The organism is Cryobacterium sp. RTC2.1 (assembly GCF_035018685.1).
Taxonomy (GTDB): Bacteria; Actinomycetota; Actinomycetes; order Actinomycetales; family Microbacteriaceae; genus Cryobacterium; species Cryobacterium glucosi.
In genome coordinates this window covers 1-19,718 of record NZ_JASJXJ010000063.1, presented here as the reverse complement: position 1 = coordinate 19,718, position 19,718 = coordinate 1, and the positions used below count along the sequence as shown (strand labels likewise).

The following is a 19,718-nucleotide window of genomic DNA, read 5'->3' as shown; positions in this document are numbered from 1 at the left end:
AGCGTCTATGACATCTTCACCACCGAAAGCTTCACCACCCTCAACACGCTGACGGGAGAAATCGCATGACTCTGATCACTGCGCAGGACATCATCGAGACCGGCCGGCAGGCGTCACTAACCCACAGCGTGCTGGTCGAATGGGCCGAGAAAGGCACCCCGAAACAACGCGAATACCTCCACGGAATGCTCCTGGCCGAGCACGAATCCCGACAAGCATCACGCCGCCAACGACTGCTGACGGCCGCCCGACTGCCAGCGCTGAAATCACTCACGGGCTTCGACTACTCCAGCGTGAAATTCCCTGAGGACTACGGCAGGGAGGAGCTAACGTCGTTGGACTTCATCAACCGAGCCGAAGACTTGGTCCTCTACGGCGATGTCGGGACCGGCAAAACCCACCTCGCCAGCGCGCTGATCGCCGCCGCCTGCCAACAAGGAATACCGGCCCGGTTCTACACAACCTCGTCCCTGGTGATGCAGCTGCGCCGCGCCAAAGACGAAGGCCGCCTCGACCGGGAACTGGTCAACATAGCGAAAAACCAGCTACTCGCAATCGACGAATTCGGCTACCTTCCGATCGACACCGAAGGCGCCCGCCTCCTGTTCCAAGTCATCGCTGACGGCTATGAAAAAAGAAGCCTGATCATCACCACAAACCTAGAATTCTCGCGCTGGGGCACAGTGTTCGGCGACGACAACATGGCCGCCGCCGTCATCGACCGCATCGTCCACCACGGCCGCCTCCTCCAATTTCGCGGCGAGTCCTACCGCGTCAAGCATGCCCTCATGAAATAGCCCCGGCCAGGCCCGGCTGGTCTCGAACCTGACGCCGATTGGGCCACCCCAACGCCACTCTGCCGCGGGTCAGCGCGAGGAAACGACCCCAAAACCGACCGCCGCAGGCACCGTGATCAATTGGCCGGAAACGGTGCTGAAGTGGCCGGTTAATTAGCGATCAAATGGCCGGGTTCGAGTTGACAAAACACAACGACGTGACGCGGCCGCTCCGCACCCTCGAGGCGTGCAGTGTCGGGGAGCCCGGACGGTGGACGATGATCTCCGACGACGAGATGACTGACTTCTACTGGCATGTCACCAGCCAGATCCGCCGGATTGAGCGCGTCGAGCAGTCAGGTGCCGGCCATGAGGATTGAGACGGTCTGGCGCGAAATAGAGGCGACCTGGGGGCTGCTCAACCCTGAGGAAGTGTTGGAGGCCCTGAATCTGCCGAAGACCGATGTCGACGTGGTCTCTCGGATGAGAGCGGATGGACAGCTCCTCGCCATCGAGCGAGGACGTGCGTACGCGTATCCAGGCTTCCAATTCGAATCGGGACATGTCGCACCGGTCATTCCCGCCCTGGTCGAGCTCGCGCACGAGGTGGCCTTGTCGCAGAACGAGCTCGTCGTCTGGCTGTGCTTCCCCTCCGGCTACTTCGGCGGCGACCGGCCGGTGGAGCACCTGGATGAGCCGGACGAGCTCGTCGAGAAGGCGCGGGACGAGGCGACGGTGGAGTGGTGAGAGAAGACTAATTCGGTAGTTGGCCGGGTTGTGGTGGAGAGGCGGCTTGCGCGCGGTCAGGCCAGGCTGATTTCAGGGTGGTGCCACCCCTGTAGGTCCCTCTGTGCCGTCCCTTCGACGGGAGGCCTGTGCTGGGCTAAGGGACAGTGAAGTCATCACGGGCGCGTTGATCGCCGGAGCGGCGCTAGGGCTTAGCCGGCTGCCCGATTGTGTTCAACTTCACCGTGCTGTTCGGGCTGGATGGGATGAACAGACGCGAGAGTTCGCAGCTGCTCAACTTTGGGTGCCGATAAGTATCGGAAGCTCTGGGGCGGCTGTATGGCGAGGGTTGATCGGATCTCCTCAAGCGACACTGGTGTCGGGTAGGTCGCCTGGCTTTCAATCTCAATAGCGAATCCATGGGACAGACCTGCAAGGTAGCTGCTGAATTCATCGAAGTTCAAGTGAAGGTCGCGATGGTAGTCCCGCCAGAGAAGCCAAGGCTCCGCGCGCAGTACCTCCTTCACAACAAACGAACCGGTCACAGCACGCTGAGGTGTGCTCGCGTACATGTGCACAATCGTGCCCGGCGCCCAAAGAGGAACTCGACGACGCAGCTCCACCTTTTTGACGCCGCTTAAGATGGCCGCCGCGAAAACGGGCTTAATTGCCAAAAGTACTTCAGCCATGGACCTCGCCTGCATCATCTCTTTGAGCGTCCAAAATATCGTGAAAGAAGCCAACTGGCACCGACCGGGTCGATTGAAAGTTTCCCACAACCCCGTGCCTTTCCTTGACGGGCTTAAGCTGCCGGCGCGGAAGGGGACGAGGTAACAGATGCGTGTCCTCAAAGCGAATTACCCGCACCGTGCTGCGTTTTCCAGCCGCCACTTGCAACTGCTTGAGTTTGTAAACACCCATATGGGAGAAGCGCTGATTCGCCTCAGCAGTGGGCAGGTCCAAGCATTCGATGATGCGAGAGTGCGCGAAAATCAATCGCTCAGCGACTGTCGCGTCGGCGCTGATATACCAGAGCGCCCTAACCGGTAGGGCTGAGACGAGTTTCGTGTTCGAGCTTGCGAAATATACGTGCTCCCGGCGCAACCCCAAAGACGGACTGCGATCCACGAGGTTCGCCGGATACCCGAAGAGTTCCATGGCGGCCTGGGGCCGAATGGGGAGCACAACGCACGGCGTTACGTCCTCCCGGATTAACAATGGCCATAGACGCCTCTCGACCTCAGCTACGGCGTCTGCCGTGCTGACGTTGACCTGCTCGCCGAGATCAGCACCGAGTTCGGCAGTATTGAAATAAGCGTCAATGGTTCGGGCTGAATAGACGTTCGACACCTCTTGGAACCCGTCATGGACGAGTGCCTCTTTGGTGACGCTCTGAAGGACTGGGTCATCAATTGCGATTTGTCCAACACTTTGCTGCAGAGCAAGGCTTCGCAGGCGTCGGGCAAGTTGGAACGCGACGGTTGAAGCGATGTGCCCTCGGGAAACACGGAACAGTGGTACCTGCAGGCATCCGTCAACCACTTGGGTTACCAGGATGCCGTATAACTTGCCGACGCCGTCCGTGAGAATTTGGGCGGAAAGCCCTTCAGCACCGGCGAGAGCTGCGCGCAACCTGGAGCGGAAGTCTTGGCCGCGTTCATGTCCGGTGAAGTTCAGGAAGGCGTCCTCAAGGGCTGCGTCGGATCGCGTCGTCGCGTTTTGGAACTCGAAGTCGACGGATTGAAGGAGCCTCGGTTCGTAGAGTGGACGTTCACCGGATTTGTCGAGTCGTATTACGAGTTCATGAGGCCGGACGATGGCCAGTCCAAAGTCTCTCTCGAGCCACTCTTGCGTAAGAGAAATGAGATTGCCGTCGTTCGTTACGAAGAAGTCGGCGTTGGCCCTGACGGCGTCCGCGAGATGAATGAAGTCGTCGCTGAGGCTTGCGTCTCTTGAGAACTCAGCAGTGGTGATGCGCGATGCGAGCTCGCCGGAAAGAATTTTGGATGCTGTCTGGTCGCTGCGGAGGCGGATGAGGTGCGCTGATCCACTCATCTGCTGCTTTCGTTCCAACGGGTCACTGAGCTTGTTGAGTTCTACGTCGAGGTGCGGTGACACCGCGAACGCTGCTGCTGCCTGGAGCCAGTCGCCGACGAGTGCGCGTGATTCAACTCGGTTTGGGCGCTTGACTGTCGGGGACGAATGAAGGTCGATAACTACGTTCGAGTCCAAGACGATGAGAGGGTTGCCTGACTCCGATATCAGTCCGTCGAACAGGTCCAGTTCACCGAGAGGTCGCCACCAAACTGTGAGGGTGGATCCATCGAGAGCTCGGCCAGGCTTATCCGACCTCGGCGACATGCCAAGGGACGTCCAGAACGCATCCATGTCATAGTCCCTGCGGCAATTGGCAAGGATTCCTGTCCGGCGAGGGTTCGATTCGATGACGTGCTCGACCATTCGGGCCGCAAGCCCGTCGCCGCGGCTGCCAGCAGTCACGCTGACGTGAACGAGTTTGATGTGGGACTTTGGGAGGTCATACAGGACATAGCCAACGACGATCCCATCCCGCGACGCCACGAGGAGACCATTGTGCGCGGCTCGGTCGGTGAAGGCGGCATTCGGTAGAAAACCGAGCGTTGCACTATTCTCCTTGGCCACCTCGAGAGTGCCAGACAGTAGACCTTCGGCGTCAGCCAATCCTGGCTGCCAATAAATGAAACGATCCCCCATGGCGATTGCCCTCCCCGGTCTCTGCAGGGTCAGCCTAGTCACGCTCGACGGACACCGATGACGACTCGGCCGTGTGCTGCTAACGATTCAGGGATGTCTCCATCTCCAGTGCGCCTTTGACCTCCGCGTACCTCGAAAAACCAGTGGTTACGGCAGCGATGACCGAGCCAAACGTAACTAGCGGCAGCAGAAAGCGCAGCGGGTCGAGGGAGTCTTTGCCATCAAGGTGGATCCCGACCATGGACGAAAAGACGCTCGCGGCGAATAGGAGGAGCCAGCCCCAGAGGACGCCACGAGCGACCTCCGTCGCCTTGGCATATTCGGCGGTTGCTGCTCCGCGAATTTGAAACGCCCAAACCGTGAGCACAACTGAAACGACCAATGCTGGGACAAAGACCATCACTGTCAGCGGGGATGAGCTCGCATCCGTGTGAAGTCCGGTCTCGAACAGGAGGAGGCCGTTGAATCCCACAGGCAGCAGAAATACTTCAGGGTGCTTGTTGCCCCCGGGATATAGATTCCCAAGACCCGAGCCGAGCGCGCAAACTGCCAGACCCAAGATAAGGAACCCGAGGGGTACCCAGTCATTCGTCCACTGACGGAACACGAGAAGGACGCCAAAACCAGTCGCCAGTGCCAGAGATGCCGCGACGAGAATCCACCCAAGCTTGGGGTTGGGGTGAGACACCGCCTTACGAATGAAGGTCAAGGGTTTCAGCTGGAGGCCGCCGCCTATGAACAGGCCTGCTGTGGTTGCGCCTGCCGCTCGAAGAAATGGGTCAATTCCTGGCAAGAACATGGAGCCGGAGAGGAGGAGCCCAGAGCTGATGAAAGCCAGCCCGACGACCTGAGGCCAATTGGTACGTTCGGGCCCGGCGAGCCGACCCCACGTAACCCGCGTTAGACGGTCCTGCCGTCAGGCGCTGACACGGACGAGGTGACCTCGGTTTCTTGCTGTCGGCCTCGAGGTGATGTCCAGGTAATCCGTGCGCCAAAGGTGACTCTCGTCACGACTGGGTACTCCCCGGGGACTTGCTGTCTCTGGGCCGCGGAATCCCAAGTTGAAGCCAAACGGGGAACGGGGAGAGCTAAGACGTCACCTCTGAGCATTTTGCGCCGTTGGCCTTCCACGCGCACATGGTCCGACGTGAGCTTTATGAGGACATCGTGCGCTCCGTCCGGTCCACCAATATCCGTTTGCGCCCATCGACTCGAGCGACTTCCTCGCGTCTGCGGAGTCGCGAATCTCTCAGCGACTCTGTGTAGAGATTGCCAAAGACGCCAACGGTCAAGGTGATAGCTGGAACCAACGCCATGCAGAGCTCGTTCGCACGCCCCAATTGCTAACATGCCTACCTTCTCGCCAATGGATACGCGGTTAATGCCACTCCGCTGGCAGCGACGGGGCACAGTCTTGAGAGGTTACCCAAGTTCTGGAGAAGGTCGGGCGTCTTTCACGAACTTGTGGTGGGCCTCACCGCTGCGTCGACGAGTTGACAACAGTTGTGGCACCTGTGACACTTGTGACATGCGTCACCGAAAATCTTGTTGATAATTCTTCAACCACGTTGCGCCGCCGAGGCTCTAGTCCTTAGCCCATATAAAACTAACTATCCAAAATTCACTTTCCGGAATGAGCATCCGACAATGACAACGGTCTCCGTATCCGACGTTTCCGCCGACCAGCTAAGAACTCTCGAAAGCACCCGAGATCAGCTTCCTTCCGGAACGCTAAAGAGTGCGCTCGATTCCATGGCCGCTGAATTGCGCAGAGGAGAAAATGTCCTCGTCCTCGCTGAGGGTTCTTCGGTCACGCCATCCGAAGCTGCCCGTTTTCTCGGGCTAAGTCGAACTCATCTATACAAAGTTCTCGATTCGGGCGCGCTTTCTTTTTTCGTCGTGGGGGTGCGAGATAAGAGGATTCTTGGTAGAGATCTAGTTGCCTATCAAAGCCGGATGTTCCACGCGCAAAGCCAGACGGCGCTGGCCTTCGCTGGGGGAAGTGCCTCCGAGGACGCCGCACTCGACGAGATGTCCTAGCTTTTTTGTGCTGGGGGTCTCGTAGGCTGGGCTAGTGAGCAGAGCCCGACGCGTTACCCTCCGATGTATATGTGACGACCTGAAGCAGGACTGGATTGATCCGGCCGACCTGAGGAATGCGGTGGAGCTCCGCCGAGTCGTTGCACGGCGAATAGCCGGCAAAGCCAAGGATTCCGAAATTGGAGACATGCTTCGGCGACTACCTCCAATATCGCGACTGAGGCATCCCATCATTCATGCGTTTGACGACCAGTTCTCTGGTGCGGATGACGCGAGCACGCTCCGCGAAGCCATCAGTGCGGTGTCCGACCGGGCATGGTGGAAGCAGACCTTTTCGTCCCGTTGGCGGGGAGCGGCAACTGTTTTGATTGAGGATGGGTCCCAAACCGTATGGTTTGGGGCTGCGGGATATCACAGAGCGGGTTCGCCTGAAGATTTCTACTCGTGGTTCGCAGATGAATGCGCTGGCAATTCCGATGCGTTTCTTCCCCAGGCTGAAGACCGGGCTTTGGAAGTGGTCGACTGCAAGGTTGCACAGCTCGACGCTTGGAAAATGCAACTTCACCTCTCCGTGCTTATTCTGCTGGCGAATGCCCTGGATACGTCCAATGCCGGTCCGTTGAAAATCCTCCGACCAGCAGCAGAGCTGGATGTCCTCATGGAACTGTCCATTTCCATCGAGACCCTCGAAGAGGCGGGCGAACAATTAACCGAGGCAATTCTGACGATTGCTCCCATGGAAAGAAAATACGCGCACCTGAATAGCGTTGCGACCCGGACGATTCTCGCGTCCGTGCAGCCTGAAACGCTTGAATGGACAGCGGCTCCCCTCGCCGGTGAGGCCATATCGTATCGAGTGCTTGTAGACCAGACGACGAGTGCACGTGCTCGCCAGACCAGGAGTGAGGGACGCCTGGCTGCGGGAGATCTTCCCGGTGTAGTGAGAATGGGGACCATCGCTCACTACACGCCGGTCACAGGACTAACCGAAGCGTCACTCGAGGGAAGCGCGGTGCGGGCGGTGTGTGGTCACTGGTTCGTGCCCATGCACGACCACGAGGCACTCCTCGTGTGTCTGACGTGCGCGAATGTACGCGATAGCCCTTCGGCCTAAATTATCCACAGGTGCTCCTGGCAGCAGGACCACGTGCCGCACGCGACGGCGCTGTCGGTGCTGCCGGATAGCCTCAGAAATATGACTCCACGGGATTCAACACAGGTCGACACGCGTGCCCACAGGCTGTTCTCTGTTCCCTGGACGGACGAGGTCAACAACTTCATCCCCGGCGCCGAACTCGGCCGGCTCGTTGCACGAGACGCACGCCTCCCGCTTCAAGTGGCCGTCACCGTGAAGAACCAGATCCCGGATTCACTAAAAGGCGTGGACTTTGTCACAGAGAAGTCTTCCGGGCGCCTCGGAAACCAGGCGCGCGTTGTAGTCCTGCTTCACCCCAGCCTCAAACTTCTTTCTCGAGCGCTTCCCAGCGATGGCGTCAGCAAGGTCGTTGTCGTCGAGTTCCCCACCGTGCCACTTCATGGCTGGGCCGCAGTGAACGGGGCGTTCAACGTGGCGACGCGCGAGGTGCAGGCTCCGCTCGGAGAGGCAGAGACCAAGCTCTACGAGCGAATCCTCTGGAACGGCAACAACGGGTGGGCCGACGCAGCCGGCAAGCGCGATGCGCTCCACGACCTTCGTGAGCTCCGGGCGGTAGGCAGACTCGACAAGGACCGGCTCATTGGATTCATGGTGAGCCGCAAGGGGTTTGAAGCCGTTGCCCGGCTGGGGAAGCTTGTTGACGGGGTGCTTGGGGCGTAGGGAGTCGGCGTGGGTAATGGGGGCACGAGCGAGAGCAAGGTCCATGACTTTGCGCGGCCCAGCACGGCACTGTACCGGCGGCATGGTTCGTCTCGGCGAGGGTGAACCAACCGAATTGTGCCAGGGAGAATCCTTTGAGGAGCCCAACGGGCGTTGGTTACATGTGCAGCGCGAATACCGCCACGACAGCCCCGATGAACGCAACTAAAGGCAGCACGAATTTCTGCTTGAGCCATGTAAGGTCCAAGCGAAAGCTCGTTACTGCGCTCAACGACTCGACCGCCTTCCTTCCCAGCTGTCGCAAATTTTGAGACAGCTGGGATATCGACCAGCTCCTCACTGTGGGCGTTCGCGACATGCTTTCCAATCGTCTTCACGTCCCCACGGCAGGCCCGGAGGCCCCTTTCGTGAAGCGGCTCTGTGTCCGAATTGTCCCCCAGTTCAGGGGCCACACTCGTTCCGCATCTGACACCGAAATGCCTTTTGAACAGCTTTTTATTTCCTTCCCGACTAACATAAGTATTTGTCATATTCACAGGTGATGGTCAGGCCCTTCACAGGATATTGCAAGGGTGGTTTACTCCCCTCAGGCAACGCACAGTGGCGTTGATGAGGACGCCATCGTGCGTTTGGGGGAGCCATGATCCGTGCTCGTCGTGTCGTGAACATTGCACTTGGACTGGTTCTTTCATCGATTCTCGTTGTCGGAGTCGTGCAGCCGTCCAGCGCTTCCGCGCTCAGCGTGAAGGCCGCGGCGAAGGCCGTTTCGACGCCGGAACCCCTCCTCCCCGACGGTTCGGCCACTCCGAAAGCTCCTCCGGCCGAGGCGCCCCAAGTCGGCGACTTCTCAAATCCCCCGGCGGATAGTACGTATATCGCTCCCGTGCCAGCCCCGGCTCCGGCTGAGAAACTCAAGGCCGCTGACTTCAAGGGCTTTGACAAGTCAACGGCGAAGGTCTTGTCTGAAAGTGGTTTCGAACGGACCTATCAGGGTCCTGGCGACTCGAAGATGACCGAATTCTCGGACGTGCCTTTGAACGTCAAGGTCGACGGGGCGTGGAAGCCGGTTCTGACGGATTTGTCCGGGCGTGGGCCGTTCGCCTTTCTGGGCAAGGGTGGCGCCGAAGTGTCCCAGAATCCTCTGGCTCCGGTCTTCGCCGAACGCTCCGACGAGTCTTCGCTGCTGAGCGTGACGAACAACGGGCGGAAGGTCTCGTTCGCACTTGTGGACGCCGCGAGTGGATCGATGCAGCGTGATCAGTCCCCGTCGTCCAAAGAGAAGGACAAGGCTGTATACCCGGGCGTGTTCCCGAACACGGACCTCATTTACCAGGTGCGGCCGTCGGGCGTCAAGGAGCTGTTCAAGCTCTCCAAGAGTCCTGGGACGTCGGGACGCGTCTCGTGGGGATGGCGGATCGATACCGGCGGGCTGCGGCTGCTCGTCGACCCGAAGAATGGCGATATCCTCTTCAACGACGAAGCCGGTGTCACGCAGCTGGTGATTCCGCGGCCGATTGCCTGGGACTCGGCCGGAACCAAAGGCGACCGCGCCAACACCCAGGGTGACGTCGCTGTCGCGGTGCGTCAGGACGGCGACGCGTGGCGACTGGACCTCTCCGTCGACAGGAGTTGGCTCAACGACAAGGAGCGGGTGTATCCCGTGATGGTCGATCCCGATCTCTACCAAGGCGCATCCGAGTCGCATTCCTACAAGACGAACGGGCAGTACAACCACAACTACGGCATCCAGGTCGGAAACACGAACACGAACGGGACCTGGCGGACGATGGCCCTGTACGACTGGGGGTCCATCGCCGGCAAGCAGGTTTTGGGCGCGCAGATTGGCCTGGGCGGGCAGTCCTCAGACAGCACCACGACCTCGCGCACCGGCGGGCTCTACGTCTCGAACAACTTCATGTACGACAACTTGGGCTCATACCTGGGGGCGGTGAACTACACCAACGGCGGCGGCAACATACAGAACGACACCTTCACGCAAAACATGGCCTCCTGGACTGCCGGTGGGACCACCGCAATGTGGCTGACCTTCACCGGCGAAGAAACGAATGCTTTCACGTACAAGCAGTACAACACCAACCAGATATATGTCTGGTGGAAGGAGTTCCCGACCCCGGGAACCTTGGTGGCGCCCTCGCCAGGCAACGGAGCCACCAACATCAGTTTGACGCCGACATTCAAACTGGGCGGGTATACGGCGGCGCAGGGCACAACGCTTTCGTTCGGGTTCAAGCTCAGTGAGAACCCCAACCCGGACGTGTCGCCGATCTGGTCGACCGGCTACCAAGGGTCGGACACCCTCCAAGTTCCCGCGGTGCTCTTGCTACCCGGGCACACGTACTACTGGAAGGGGTACGTCACCGACGACTATTCTGGTGCGTGGGGCGTGTCCTCGGAACGCGGGTCAGCGACCTGGAGCTTCACGGTCAATACACCGCCGCTGGCGGACAAGAACACCGCCCTGCCATCCGACAAGAGCGTTGTGGTGTCTACGGAGCCCACGCTGACAGTTTCACCTGTAGTGAATCCGGAGAATCGGCCCATCCAGTATTGGTTCCGTGTCGCCACCGGAGCGGACTCGAGGATGGGAGGCGTTTTGAATTCCGGGTGGGTGAACTCGCCGAGTTGGACCGTGCCGACCGGGTCGTTGCAGGACGGAACCGCATATTCGTGGACCGTGCTGACCCATGATCAGTACACCGAATCCGGCACCCCCTGGGTGTCGTCCTTCACCGTGAACAAGCGGCTTGGGGCGGGCGGGCCCTCCCCGTCAGATTCAGCCGGCCCGGTGAGCGTGAATCTGGCTTCCGGGAACGCATCGCTCAGCTTCCCGTCTCCGACTGTCTCGACGGCGGGAGGCGCGATGGGGGTGATGTTCAACTACAACTCGCAGTCGGCGTCGAACCTCGGGTTGACCGGTGAGTACTTTGATGGGGCTCCGCCCGTCGGCCAGGCGCAAACCTGGGACATTTCTGTGGCGAAACGCCTGTTGGTGCGCTCTGACCCGCAGGTGAACTTCAACTGGGGCACGGGTTCTCCCGGCGACGGGATCCCCGCGGACGTGTTCATGGCAAAATGGACCGGCTTCGTGACACCGCCGGTTGACCCGGCGAGTGCCGGTAACCCGCACCCGAGTGCCCTGTACACGTTCGGGGTGAAACGGGACGACGGCGCCCGCCTCTTCATCGCGGGGACGACGGTCGTCGACCAGTGGACCAACACCTCGCCCGCGGACGTGCAGTGGGGCACCGCCCTGTCCTTTGATGGCACAGCGGCCCCGCTACGGCTGGACTACTTCGAGAACGCTGGTGCCGCCCGGATCGAACTCTGGGCCCAGAACGCTAAGGGCGACCAGTTCCTCGTTCCGGCATCCTGGTTGACCAAGCAGTCGCAGATTCTTCCCGACGGTTGGGCGACCTCGACCGTTCTCGCCGGAGATCAAGGCACGTACACGCGCGCCCGGGTTGAGGAGGGCTCGATCACCGTGACCGACGCCGCCGGCAGTACGCATTCCTACAAGCGCAACCCCGCCGGTGGATACTCGCCGCCGCCTGGTGAAGCGGGCGTCATCGCGGTCGGTGCCGACAACAAAGTCACCCTCACCGATGGAAGCGGTGTGATGTATGTCTTCCGCACCGACGGTGCAATCGAACAAGCCCTGTCGCCCTTGGACGTGAACAAGCCTGTGGCGCCCGGGGTGGAGTATCGGGCCGACGGGCGCGTCAAGCGCACCTTCGACCGGCTCGCTGGTACGGGTCCCGCCCGGGACATCTGGTACTTCTACAGCGGAGACCTCACCAGCGGGCCGTTGACCGGCGCCGACTCGGACGCCTCCAACACCGCCTGTCCCACTGTGGCCGGAGCCACGGCGCCCCCCGCCGGGATGCTTTGCCGGATCGTCTACCCCGGCCACAAACCCGGAGACCCCGATACCACCCGGCTGTTTTATAACGCGGCGGGCGAGCTCATCGGAATCGTGGACCCGGGCGCTGAGGAAACATCCTTCAGCTACGACACCTTGCGGCGGGTCACTGGCGTCCGCGACCCCCTCCAGACGGACTGGGCGCGGGTCCCTGGACGGACCGCATCGGATCAGAACCGCACCACCATCGCCTACGACGCCGGTGGACGTGCGGCCAAGGTGACAGCTGCCGCGCCGGACGGGGTCACCGCGACCGCGCAACCCTGGCATCAGTATACGAACAACCCGGCCACCCGTACGGCGACGGTCGACGTGGCGGGTCAGGGAACCTGGGGCACTCTTCCGAACGGACATGCCCGCACCGTCACCTACGACGACGCCTGGCGGACCCTGACCGACACCTCACCGGCCGGCCTCACGAGCACCGCGAAGTGGAACAGCAAGGACCAGATCCTCTCGACCACGGATCCGGTCGGCGTCACGTCCACGACTCTGTACGACAGCTTGAACCGTCCCACGGACACGTACGGGCCAGCGCCCGCGACCTGTTTTGGCAGCGACTTCAAGCCGGTGGCAGGCTGTGCCATCACCCCCGGTCACTCGGCGACCAAGTACGACGAGGGCATGAACGGACTCTCGGCCGCCTGGTACGACAACGCCACGCTCACTGGCATGCCGAAAGCCCTGACGCTGGGGATCTCGACGGTGACCGACGGCATGATCGACAAAGACTGGGCAGGCCTCCCACCCGTCACGGGCATCCCGGCCACCAACTGGTCGGTGCAGCTCACCGGCACCATCACGTTCCCCACAGCCGGCCAGTACTCGTTGGAAACGTACTCCGATGACGGCACGAAAGTCTTCATTGACGACAACCTCATCATCGACTTCTGGCACCCGTCAAGCTGGTTGCCCTCCGCGCCGGGAACCTTCACCGCGACCACGCCCGGACAGACCGTGCGCATCCGCGTGCAGTACTTCCAACTCACCTCAGCATCCGCGCTGAGCCTGATTTGGCAGAAGCCCGGTGACACCGCCTACGTCAAAGTTCCCGGCACCGCGCTGAAGCCCGCGTACAACCTGACCACGGGCACGAGCACTGACGACTCCGTCGGTACCGGCGCCCCGGCGGGCGTCACGAACCAGAACGTGCCCGCGCTCACGACGGCCACGGAATACGCGACACCCTGGCTCGGACTTGCGACTGCGTCAACCCTTGACCCGGCCGGCCTGAAACTTCGCACCACCACCGGCTTCGACAGCAATCTTCGCCGCACGTCACGAGTGCTGCCCGCCGGGGTAGACGCCGGCGCCAGCGTGAGCGCCGCCGGAACCCAATCCGTGTACTACTCCGACGATGAAACCGTGGGTGCAGCCTGGTCGACCACAAGCCCGGTCTGCGGAGTGGACGCGGGCGCACGCCAGTACGGGGCCCTGAAACAGACCATTCAGCCTCCCGCCAGCGACGGATCCCGGGTGACCACCCAGTTCGTCTCTGACCTGTTCGGGCGCACCGTGGGAACCAAACGCACCGGCGACAGCGCGTGGACGTGTACCGCCTATGACGCCCGGGGCCGCCCCGTCACGACTGTGTTCCCGGACTACAACGGTGTCGCAGGGCGCACAGTGACCCGCAACTACGCCGCGGCTAACGGTGTTCTTCCGGCCGACCCGCTGACCAGCACGATCACCGACCCCGCCGGGACGTCAACCACAACCACGGACTTGCTCGGACGTGTTGTGCAATCCACCGACGTGTGGGGAGTTGTGACCACCGCCACGTACAACCTCCTCGGGCAGAGCACCACATCCCAGTTCACCGTGCCCGGTCAGGCCCCGTCGACGACGGTGCTAACTTTCAACATCAGCGGTCAGGCCGAAACGGTCACCGTCGACGGGACATTGCTCGCCGACCCCGCCTACGACACGTATGGGAGATTGAGCACGGCCGCCTACTCCAACGGGTCCAGCCTGTCCGCCATCGAGCGCGCAGCGACCGGGGCCCTCACGGGTCAGACGTGGGCATTTGCCGCACAAACCAGCTACACCGACCAGGTCAACCGCTCCCAATCCGGAAGGATCGTCGCGAACACCGTCACCGACGGGACCACTGTCAGCTCGACCTACGCATTCGACGCTGCCGGAAGACTGATCACGGCCACCCTCCCCGGCCACACACTGACCTACCAATACGCCAACACCGGGTCCTGCGGCCTCAATACGGGAGCGGGCAGAAACGGCAACCGGACGGCCAGCTCCGACCAAAGCACGGCCGGAACACGAACCACCACCTACTGCTACGACCAGGCCGACCGGCTGACGTCCAGCGGTGTCGTGGGGCCCACCGCGACCGTCTACCCCGTCGGCGCCGGTGTGCCACCGTCTGGCATCGGCTACGACTCCCACGGCAACACCACCAAACTGGCCGACCAGACACTGGCCTACGACATCGCAGACCGGCACGTCCGCACCACCCTCACCGATGGCACGGTCCTCGCTTACATCCGGGACGCGGGCGGACAGATCATCCAACGCACCGAAACACCCCCCACCGGCCCCGCAACCACGATACGTTTCGCCGCCACAGCCAACGGAGCGAGCATCATCCTGGGCGGTACGGGCATTCCAGTGCAGACCACACGCTCACTGCCCGGTGGCGCGAGCGTGGCCGCCCGCCCGGACGGAACCCAGGTGTGGTCCTACCCCAACATCCACGGGGATGTCGCGGTCACTGCCGACGAAACCGGGACCAGGACCGCAACGTACCGTTATGACCCGTTCGGGCAATCAATCGACCCACTCACGGGGCTGATCGGCACCACTGCCGCCGACGACACGTTCCCCGACAACCTCCCGGGAGTCAACGCCGCCCTGGGCTGGGTCGGAGGCGCCGGCAAACTCACCGAGCACGCCGGAACCATCGCCACCATCGAAATGGGCGCACGACAGTATGTCGCCGCCCTGGGACGCTTCCTCTCCGTCGACCCGGTCGAGGGTGGGGGTGCCAATGACTACTCATACCCGCTTGACCCGATCAACGGATTTGATCTGACGGGCAACGCGGAAGTGTGTGGAAGCTGGAACGCTTATTGCTCGCCCTACGCACGTACGACCTCGGAGGAGTGGGAGCGAGAGGCGAATTTGACCATCGCCTCCCTATTTATTCCGGGCGCTGGAGCCTTCAAGGTTGGGAGCGTGCTTCTGAAAGCGACCGCCTATCTGAAGGGAACAGAGGGCGCGGTTGAAGCTGTTTCGGCTTCGCGCCCGGTCGCCGCCATCGCAGGCCGCTTGTACACACGTTCGTGGCAGAAATCAGCCGTTGCTGACTTTGCGAGAAACGGTGCTAGATACATTCAAAACGGCACGCGCGGGTACCGCGGTGCGGCATCGAAAGGTAGATTTGGCGTCTCTTCGGACATTTCTAGGGGCATTAAGGGCCACCAAGGCTACCTCGTTTTCCACATCAATCACTAAGGTCGTCTTTATGTGGCTCGGAGAAGAATTTTGGAGAGAGCAAGGGCGCATCGCCCGACTGCATGGCGGTCCTTGGGCCGGTCGATACGCTTTCGTTTATCCTGAATTTGCGCATGACTTGTGGGTGATGGTCATCGACCCCCCGCCTACGCCAGGCGTACCGGGGGATTTTTACACAAACGGCAGTCAGTACCTGGAGACTTGCGCAGAAGAATGGCAATTCGAATGGATTGCTCTGGGACCCGCAGAGGAAGAGATTGAACGCCAGCATTTCGGTTGGCGCCCCTTGGGTCCCAAACCTGTGAAACCCGACCCTTTGGCACCGAGGGTTAAATGGTGGAGAAGGTTTCTTGCACGATTGTGAGAGCAAACCGCCACAGCCAATGGAGCGAGCATCATCCTGGGCGGCACGGGCGTCCCCGTGCAAACCACACGCTCACTGCCGGGTGGCGCGAGCGTGGCCGCCCGCACGGACGGAACCCAGGTGTGGTCCTACCCCAACATTCACGGGGATGTCGCGGTCACTGCCGACGAAAGCGGCACCAGGACCGCAGCGTACCGCTACGACCCGTTCGGGCAATCCATCGACACCCTCACGGGGCTGATCGGCACCACTGCCGCGGACGACACCTTCCCCGACAACCTCCCGGGAGTCAACGTCGCCCTGGGCTGGGTCGGAGGCGCCGGCAAACTCACCGAACACGCCGGAACCATCGCCACCATCGAAATGGGCGCACGACAGTACGTCGCCGCCCTCGGACGCTTCCTGAGTGTTGACCCGGTCGAGGGCGGCAACGCCAACGACTACGTGTGCCCAACGGACCCCATCAACAATTTCGACCTCACAGGGAATTTCGTCGAAGTTCTAGTTGCTATGGCAGTATTTGGCGGAGCTGATTTCTGGAATCCCGTGGGTTGGGTGGTCCTTGCCGCAGTCGTTGTTGTTGGAGCCGTCTACCTCGGCAGCCTTGCGGTTGAAAACGCACAACGCGCAAACGTCATGACAATGGGGCACAAGCCGAAGGCGCCGCGGGCAGCCGCAAATTCTAAAGGTCATGACACCACCAAGAATGGCAAGAGTGGTTCAGACAGGCATACAAAGCGCGACGGGCACGGCGGGGCGAAAAAATTCAACAACCCCAACAAACGAAAAGACCCAAAGTAGGAGGTGGCAAGCAGTGACGGATAACTCAGACAAAGATCTGGTGGAGCGTGGCAACGATGCCGCAGATCGCGGTGATCACACGGAGGCCATTCGGCTCTTCGAGCGCGCGGTCAAGGACGGTGAGAGTTGGGCCGCTCTCAATTTGGGCAACAGTTTCTTAGCCACGGGAGATGTACAACAGGCGATCCGCGCTTACGAGCGCGGTTGGCAAGCTGGTGACCGAGACAGCGGGCTGAGTCTCGCTCAGGTCCTTGAAGACCAGGGGGGTGTTGATCGGGCAATTGATATTTATCGCCACCTGGTCGAGCTGGGCGACCAGCGTGCACGAGTAAATTTGGCGTGGCATCTTCGCCAGCAGGGGGCGACCGACGAAGCTTCGGACCTACTCCGCGTCGTCATGCAACACGAAGGTGAAGCTGGCGATGCAGCTGCTGGAATGCTCGGAACATGGGAATTGAGTTTGGGACATGTTGATATCGCGGAGCCGCTGCTCCGTCGGGGTGCAAATTCCTACCCCACGGCTCGAGCTGATCTTGCCGAAGTGGTGCTTTCTCAGGGAGATTTGGACGGCGCCGAAGCGCTCTACTCTGCGGGAATTGAGGCGGGGGAACTGGACAGCATGATTCCGTATGCGAACCTCCTCGAACGTCGCGGCGAGATTGAGAAAGCCGAGAGCATCCTTCGCACCGCGTCTGAACTTGGAGACAGAAATGCGTCATACAACTTGTCCAGGCTTCTGAGGGACGCCGAGAAAGTAGATGAGGCCGACCGTTTTCTGCGGCTTGCGGCCGAGCGTGGCGATAGGTTTGCTCTGCGTGACATGGCGACGGACGAGACTACGAAGAAAAGTTGAGGAAACGCAGCGTGATTTACACTCGCGGCGCGTGTCTGACCAACGCCAGCTAGGACGTCGCTACGAATACGGGCAAGAGCGATAAATGACACACGACACACGCCCGGCACTATCGGTGGCATTAGCGTCGAGGAAAGACTGATCGTTCAATCAAATTGACCCGAAAGGGCAGGTTACGTGTGACTATCGTGGACGAAAATGATCATGACGACGATGACAATGAGCAGTGGACTCCGGCAGCGCTCGATGCGCTACAGACGGCCACGCGGCACTTGGTGGAGACGCTCTCACAACACAATGCGGCCCTAAACGAATCCATCGACAACGAGTCCTCAACGTTTCCCGACGGATGGTTTGAGGCCGTAGCGGCCGCGGGGCTGAAATATGCGGAAGCTCATTTTGAGCTGACCGGCACAAGCGGCCCGTTTGCCTTGTTCCACGAATTTGAGGACGAGGACGAGGACGACGACGAAGAGGAGGACGACATGGCCGCTGTCACGGACGACGGACAGATCATTAGCGTGCTTCAACGGTCGGACTACCGTGTAGTCCACGAGGCCAACGTGATCGCTGCTGGACGAGACGAACTCCTCGGTGCGCTGTGCGAAGAGAGCCGACGAACTCAGGCAGCATCGCGAGTCGAAAGTCTCGGAACCGCGCTCTATGAATTCGCCCACGTGCGCGGGTGGCATTCACTAACGGATATGTCCGGGTTGGACGCTATCGGATCAGTCATTCGCGTCATCGCGCAAGCATCAGAGTCGCCGAGCATTGTCGATGAATTTGAAGAGGAGCCGTTTATTGTTGCCGGCTCGTCGGTGTTCACCGAAGAGAACGTTTACTTTGACCGAGACTAGGTGAGTGTCAACCGCTGGGGAGAGCTCGAGCAGGGCAGAGGTGACGATGATGTCGAGTCGGGTCTGGACCGAAATCAGAGATGTTCTATGGGAATGGGATCCCATTACCGTTAGCGAGCATCGGGTCGAGGCAGCGAGTGAGTACGACGACCTTGCCTCTTCGCGCAACGGCTTTGTATACCTTCAGCAGCAAGCAAGTGTTAGTCAAGCGAATCTCGGCGTCGCGGCGGGCGTGGACGCTGGGCTGGCATTCAATACTTGGTCGCAACAGGCCGCCAATCTATCGGGCTTGCTGCAATGAACCAAATGCCGAACCGGCGGATCGGCACCACTGCCGCCGACGACACGTTCCCCGACATCCTCCCGGGAGTCGACGCTGCCCTGGGCTGGGTCGGAGGAGCCGGCAAACTCACCGAGCACGCTGGAACCATCGCCACCATCGAGATGGGCGCACGACAGTTCGTCCCAGCGCTCGGACGGTTCCTGAGTGTTGACCCGGTCGAAGGCGGAGTGAGCAACGCGTACGACTATCCGGCAGATCCGGTCTAGGCATGTGGCTAGGGGAAGAATTCTGGGGACTTCAAGGACGCGTTGCGCGGATCACCGCCGGTCCTTGGGCTGGCAGGTACGCCTACATTTATCCTGAGTTCGTCGACGACTGGTGGGTGATGGTCATAAGCCCGTCCCCGAGCCCTACGGCGCCCGGTGAAGTGTTCATCGATGACGGCAGCTATCTTGAGGACCGCGCTCGAGAATGGCAGTTTGAGTGGGTTCCCCTCGGGCCCGAGGAGGAAGCGTTGGAAAAGTTGCATTTCGGTCGGCGTCCGTTGTCCGCGGCCAGGCGAAACAAGCGCCGATGGAAGCGTCGGCAATGAATTTGGACGGCACCGACACATTCCACGGTGGTTGTTCGCCAACCTCAGCACTGGGATGGCGAATTAGTTCACGTTGAGCCGTCGAATTTCAAGGAAGCATCACTGGAGCTTTCGCGTGTCTCAGTTACGTTTGGCGCAACAGGCCTTGCCGTTCCGTGGCTCCTCCCGGTCGCGGAGCCGCTCGCGGTTGTGTCGGGACTCAGTGCCACTGGGCTCAACTGCGCTTCCTCAAATTGGGTCGGCCTCGATTGTGTTGCGGACACTATAAGCAACATTTCGCCCAGTAAAATGTTCACCACAACTAAGTAGTGAGGTTCAGACATGAATGCCATTGAACCTCCTGAAGCGGCGGCCGGAGGAAGATCCAAAGTGCCCGCAAGAAGACGACGGGTTACGTCCCGGTGAGTGGTGTGGTTTCCCACTCTTGAGCGTTGCTTCGTCAACGTAAAGAGCCACCGTGGGA

Annotated in this window: 14 protein-coding genes; 11 read left to right on the top strand and 3 right to left on the bottom strand. The window is 60.8% G+C overall.

Features of this window, described 5'->3' with window-relative positions; translation table 11 throughout:
* Positions 1-65: 65 nt before the first annotated feature.
* Positions 66-797, top strand: a complete 732-nt coding sequence (istB, locus tag QN357_RS09790) for an IS21-like element helper ATPase IstB (protein WP_322140266.1) — start codon at positions 66-68, stop codon at positions 795-797.
* Between the two features lie 348 nt (positions 798-1,145).
* Positions 1,146-1,523: a hypothetical protein gene (locus QN357_RS09785; protein WP_322188992.1), complete on the top strand. Its 378-nt coding sequence runs from the start codon at positions 1,146-1,148 to the stop codon at positions 1,521-1,523.
* Between the two features lie 191 nt (positions 1,524-1,714).
* Here the strand turns inward: QN357_RS09785 and QN357_RS09780 are convergent, their stop codons facing one another.
* The 3 genes from QN357_RS09780 to QN357_RS09770 form a co-directional block, all read right to left on the bottom strand.
* Positions 1,715-2,191 carry a hypothetical protein gene (locus QN357_RS09780; protein ID WP_322188990.1) on the bottom strand — a complete coding sequence of 159 codons (477 nt, stop codon included), beginning with the start codon at positions 2,189-2,191 and terminating at the stop codon, positions 1,715-1,717.
* Positions 2,184-4,163, bottom strand: coding sequence for a GNAT family N-acetyltransferase (locus QN357_RS09775; RefSeq protein ID WP_323504822.1), 1,980 nt, complete (start codon positions 4,161-4,163; stop codon positions 2,184-2,186). The genes QN357_RS09780 and QN357_RS09775 overlap by 8 nt, the downstream gene beginning before the upstream one ends.
* Before the next feature lie 151 nt (positions 4,164-4,314).
* Positions 4,315-5,034: a hypothetical protein gene (locus QN357_RS09770; RefSeq protein WP_322188986.1), complete on the bottom strand. Its 720-nt coding sequence runs from the start codon at positions 5,032-5,034 to the stop codon at positions 4,315-4,317.
* A gap of 848 nt (positions 5,035-5,882) precedes the next feature.
* Between QN357_RS09770 and QN357_RS09765 the strand changes: the two genes are divergently transcribed.
* The 9 genes from QN357_RS09765 to QN357_RS09725 all read left to right on the top strand — a co-directional run bounded on the left by QN357_RS09765 (position 5,883) and on the right by QN357_RS09725 (position 18,929).
* Positions 5,883-6,275, top strand: a complete 393-nt coding sequence (locus QN357_RS09765; protein ID WP_322138492.1) for a helix-turn-helix domain-containing protein — start codon at positions 5,883-5,885, stop codon at positions 6,273-6,275.
* Between the two features lie 34 nt (positions 6,276-6,309).
* Positions 6,310-7,389 carry a DUF3039 domain-containing protein gene (locus QN357_RS09760; protein WP_322138491.1) on the top strand — a complete coding sequence of 360 codons (1,080 nt, stop codon included), beginning with the start codon at positions 6,310-6,312 and terminating at the stop codon, positions 7,387-7,389.
* 81 nt (positions 7,390-7,470) lie between these two features.
* Positions 7,471-8,091, top strand: coding sequence for a hypothetical protein (locus tag QN357_RS09755; RefSeq protein WP_322188984.1), 621 nt, complete (start codon positions 7,471-7,473; stop codon positions 8,089-8,091).
* A gap of 1,009 nt (positions 8,092-9,100) precedes the next feature.
* Complete coding sequence (locus QN357_RS09750; RefSeq protein WP_323504821.1) at positions 9,101-15,505, top strand: PA14 domain-containing protein; 6,405 nt, start codon at positions 9,101-9,103, stop codon at positions 15,503-15,505.
* Positions 15,506-15,962: 457 nt separating this feature from the next.
* A complete protein-coding gene (locus QN357_RS09745; protein ID WP_322188980.1) occupies positions 15,963-16,670 on the top strand; it encodes an RHS repeat-associated core domain-containing protein in 708 nt (235 codons plus the stop codon).
* A 13-nt stretch (positions 16,671-16,683) separates the two neighbouring features.
* The gene (locus tag QN357_RS09740) at positions 16,684-17,523 is read left to right on the top strand and encodes a tetratricopeptide repeat protein (protein WP_322188978.1); all 840 of its coding nucleotides are present in this window, start codon (positions 16,684-16,686) and stop codon (positions 17,521-17,523) included.
* A gap of 179 nt (positions 17,524-17,702) precedes the next feature.
* Entirely contained in the window at positions 17,703-18,380 is a 678-nt protein-coding gene (locus QN357_RS09735; RefSeq protein ID WP_322188976.1) for a hypothetical protein, read from the top strand.
* A 40-nt stretch (positions 18,381-18,420) separates the two neighbouring features.
* The gene (locus QN357_RS09730; RefSeq protein ID WP_322188974.1) at positions 18,421-18,681 is read left to right on the top strand and encodes a hypothetical protein; all 261 of its coding nucleotides are present in this window, start codon (positions 18,421-18,423) and stop codon (positions 18,679-18,681) included.
* A complete protein-coding gene (locus tag QN357_RS09725; RefSeq protein WP_322188972.1) occupies positions 18,678-18,929 on the top strand; it encodes a hypothetical protein in 252 nt (83 codons plus the stop codon). The genes QN357_RS09730 and QN357_RS09725 overlap by 4 nt, the downstream gene beginning before the upstream one ends.
* Positions 18,930-19,718 lie beyond the last annotated feature (789 nt).

Bases quoted from the DNA above. Each gene is read 5' to 3' on its own strand.
- QN357_RS09780 (WP_322188990.1), bottom strand. From the start codon at position 2,191: ATGGCTGAAGTACTTTTGGCAATTAAGCCCGTTTTCGCGGCGGCCATC.
- QN357_RS09725 (WP_322188972.1), top strand. From the start codon at position 18,678: ATGAACCAAATGCCGAACCGGCGGATCGGCACCACTGCCGCCGACGAC.
- QN357_RS09750 (WP_323504821.1), top strand. From the start codon at position 9,101: ATGACCGAATTCTCGGACGTGCCTTTGAACGTCAAGGTCGACGGGGCG.
- QN357_RS09785 (WP_322188992.1), top strand. From the start codon at position 1,146: ATGAGGATTGAGACGGTCTGGCGCGAAATAGAGGCGACCTGGGGGCTG.
- QN357_RS09770 (WP_322188986.1), bottom strand. From the start codon at position 5,034: ATGTTCTTGCCAGGAATTGACCCATTTCTTCGAGCGGCAGGCGCAACC.
- QN357_RS09765 (WP_322138492.1), top strand. From the start codon at position 5,883: ATGACAACGGTCTCCGTATCCGACGTTTCCGCCGACCAGCTAAGAACT.
- istB (WP_322140266.1), top strand. From the start codon at position 66: ATGACTCTGATCACTGCGCAGGACATCATCGAGACCGGCCGGCAGGCG.
- QN357_RS09755 (WP_322188984.1), top strand. From the start codon at position 7,471: ATGACTCCACGGGATTCAACACAGGTCGACACGCGTGCCCACAGGCTG.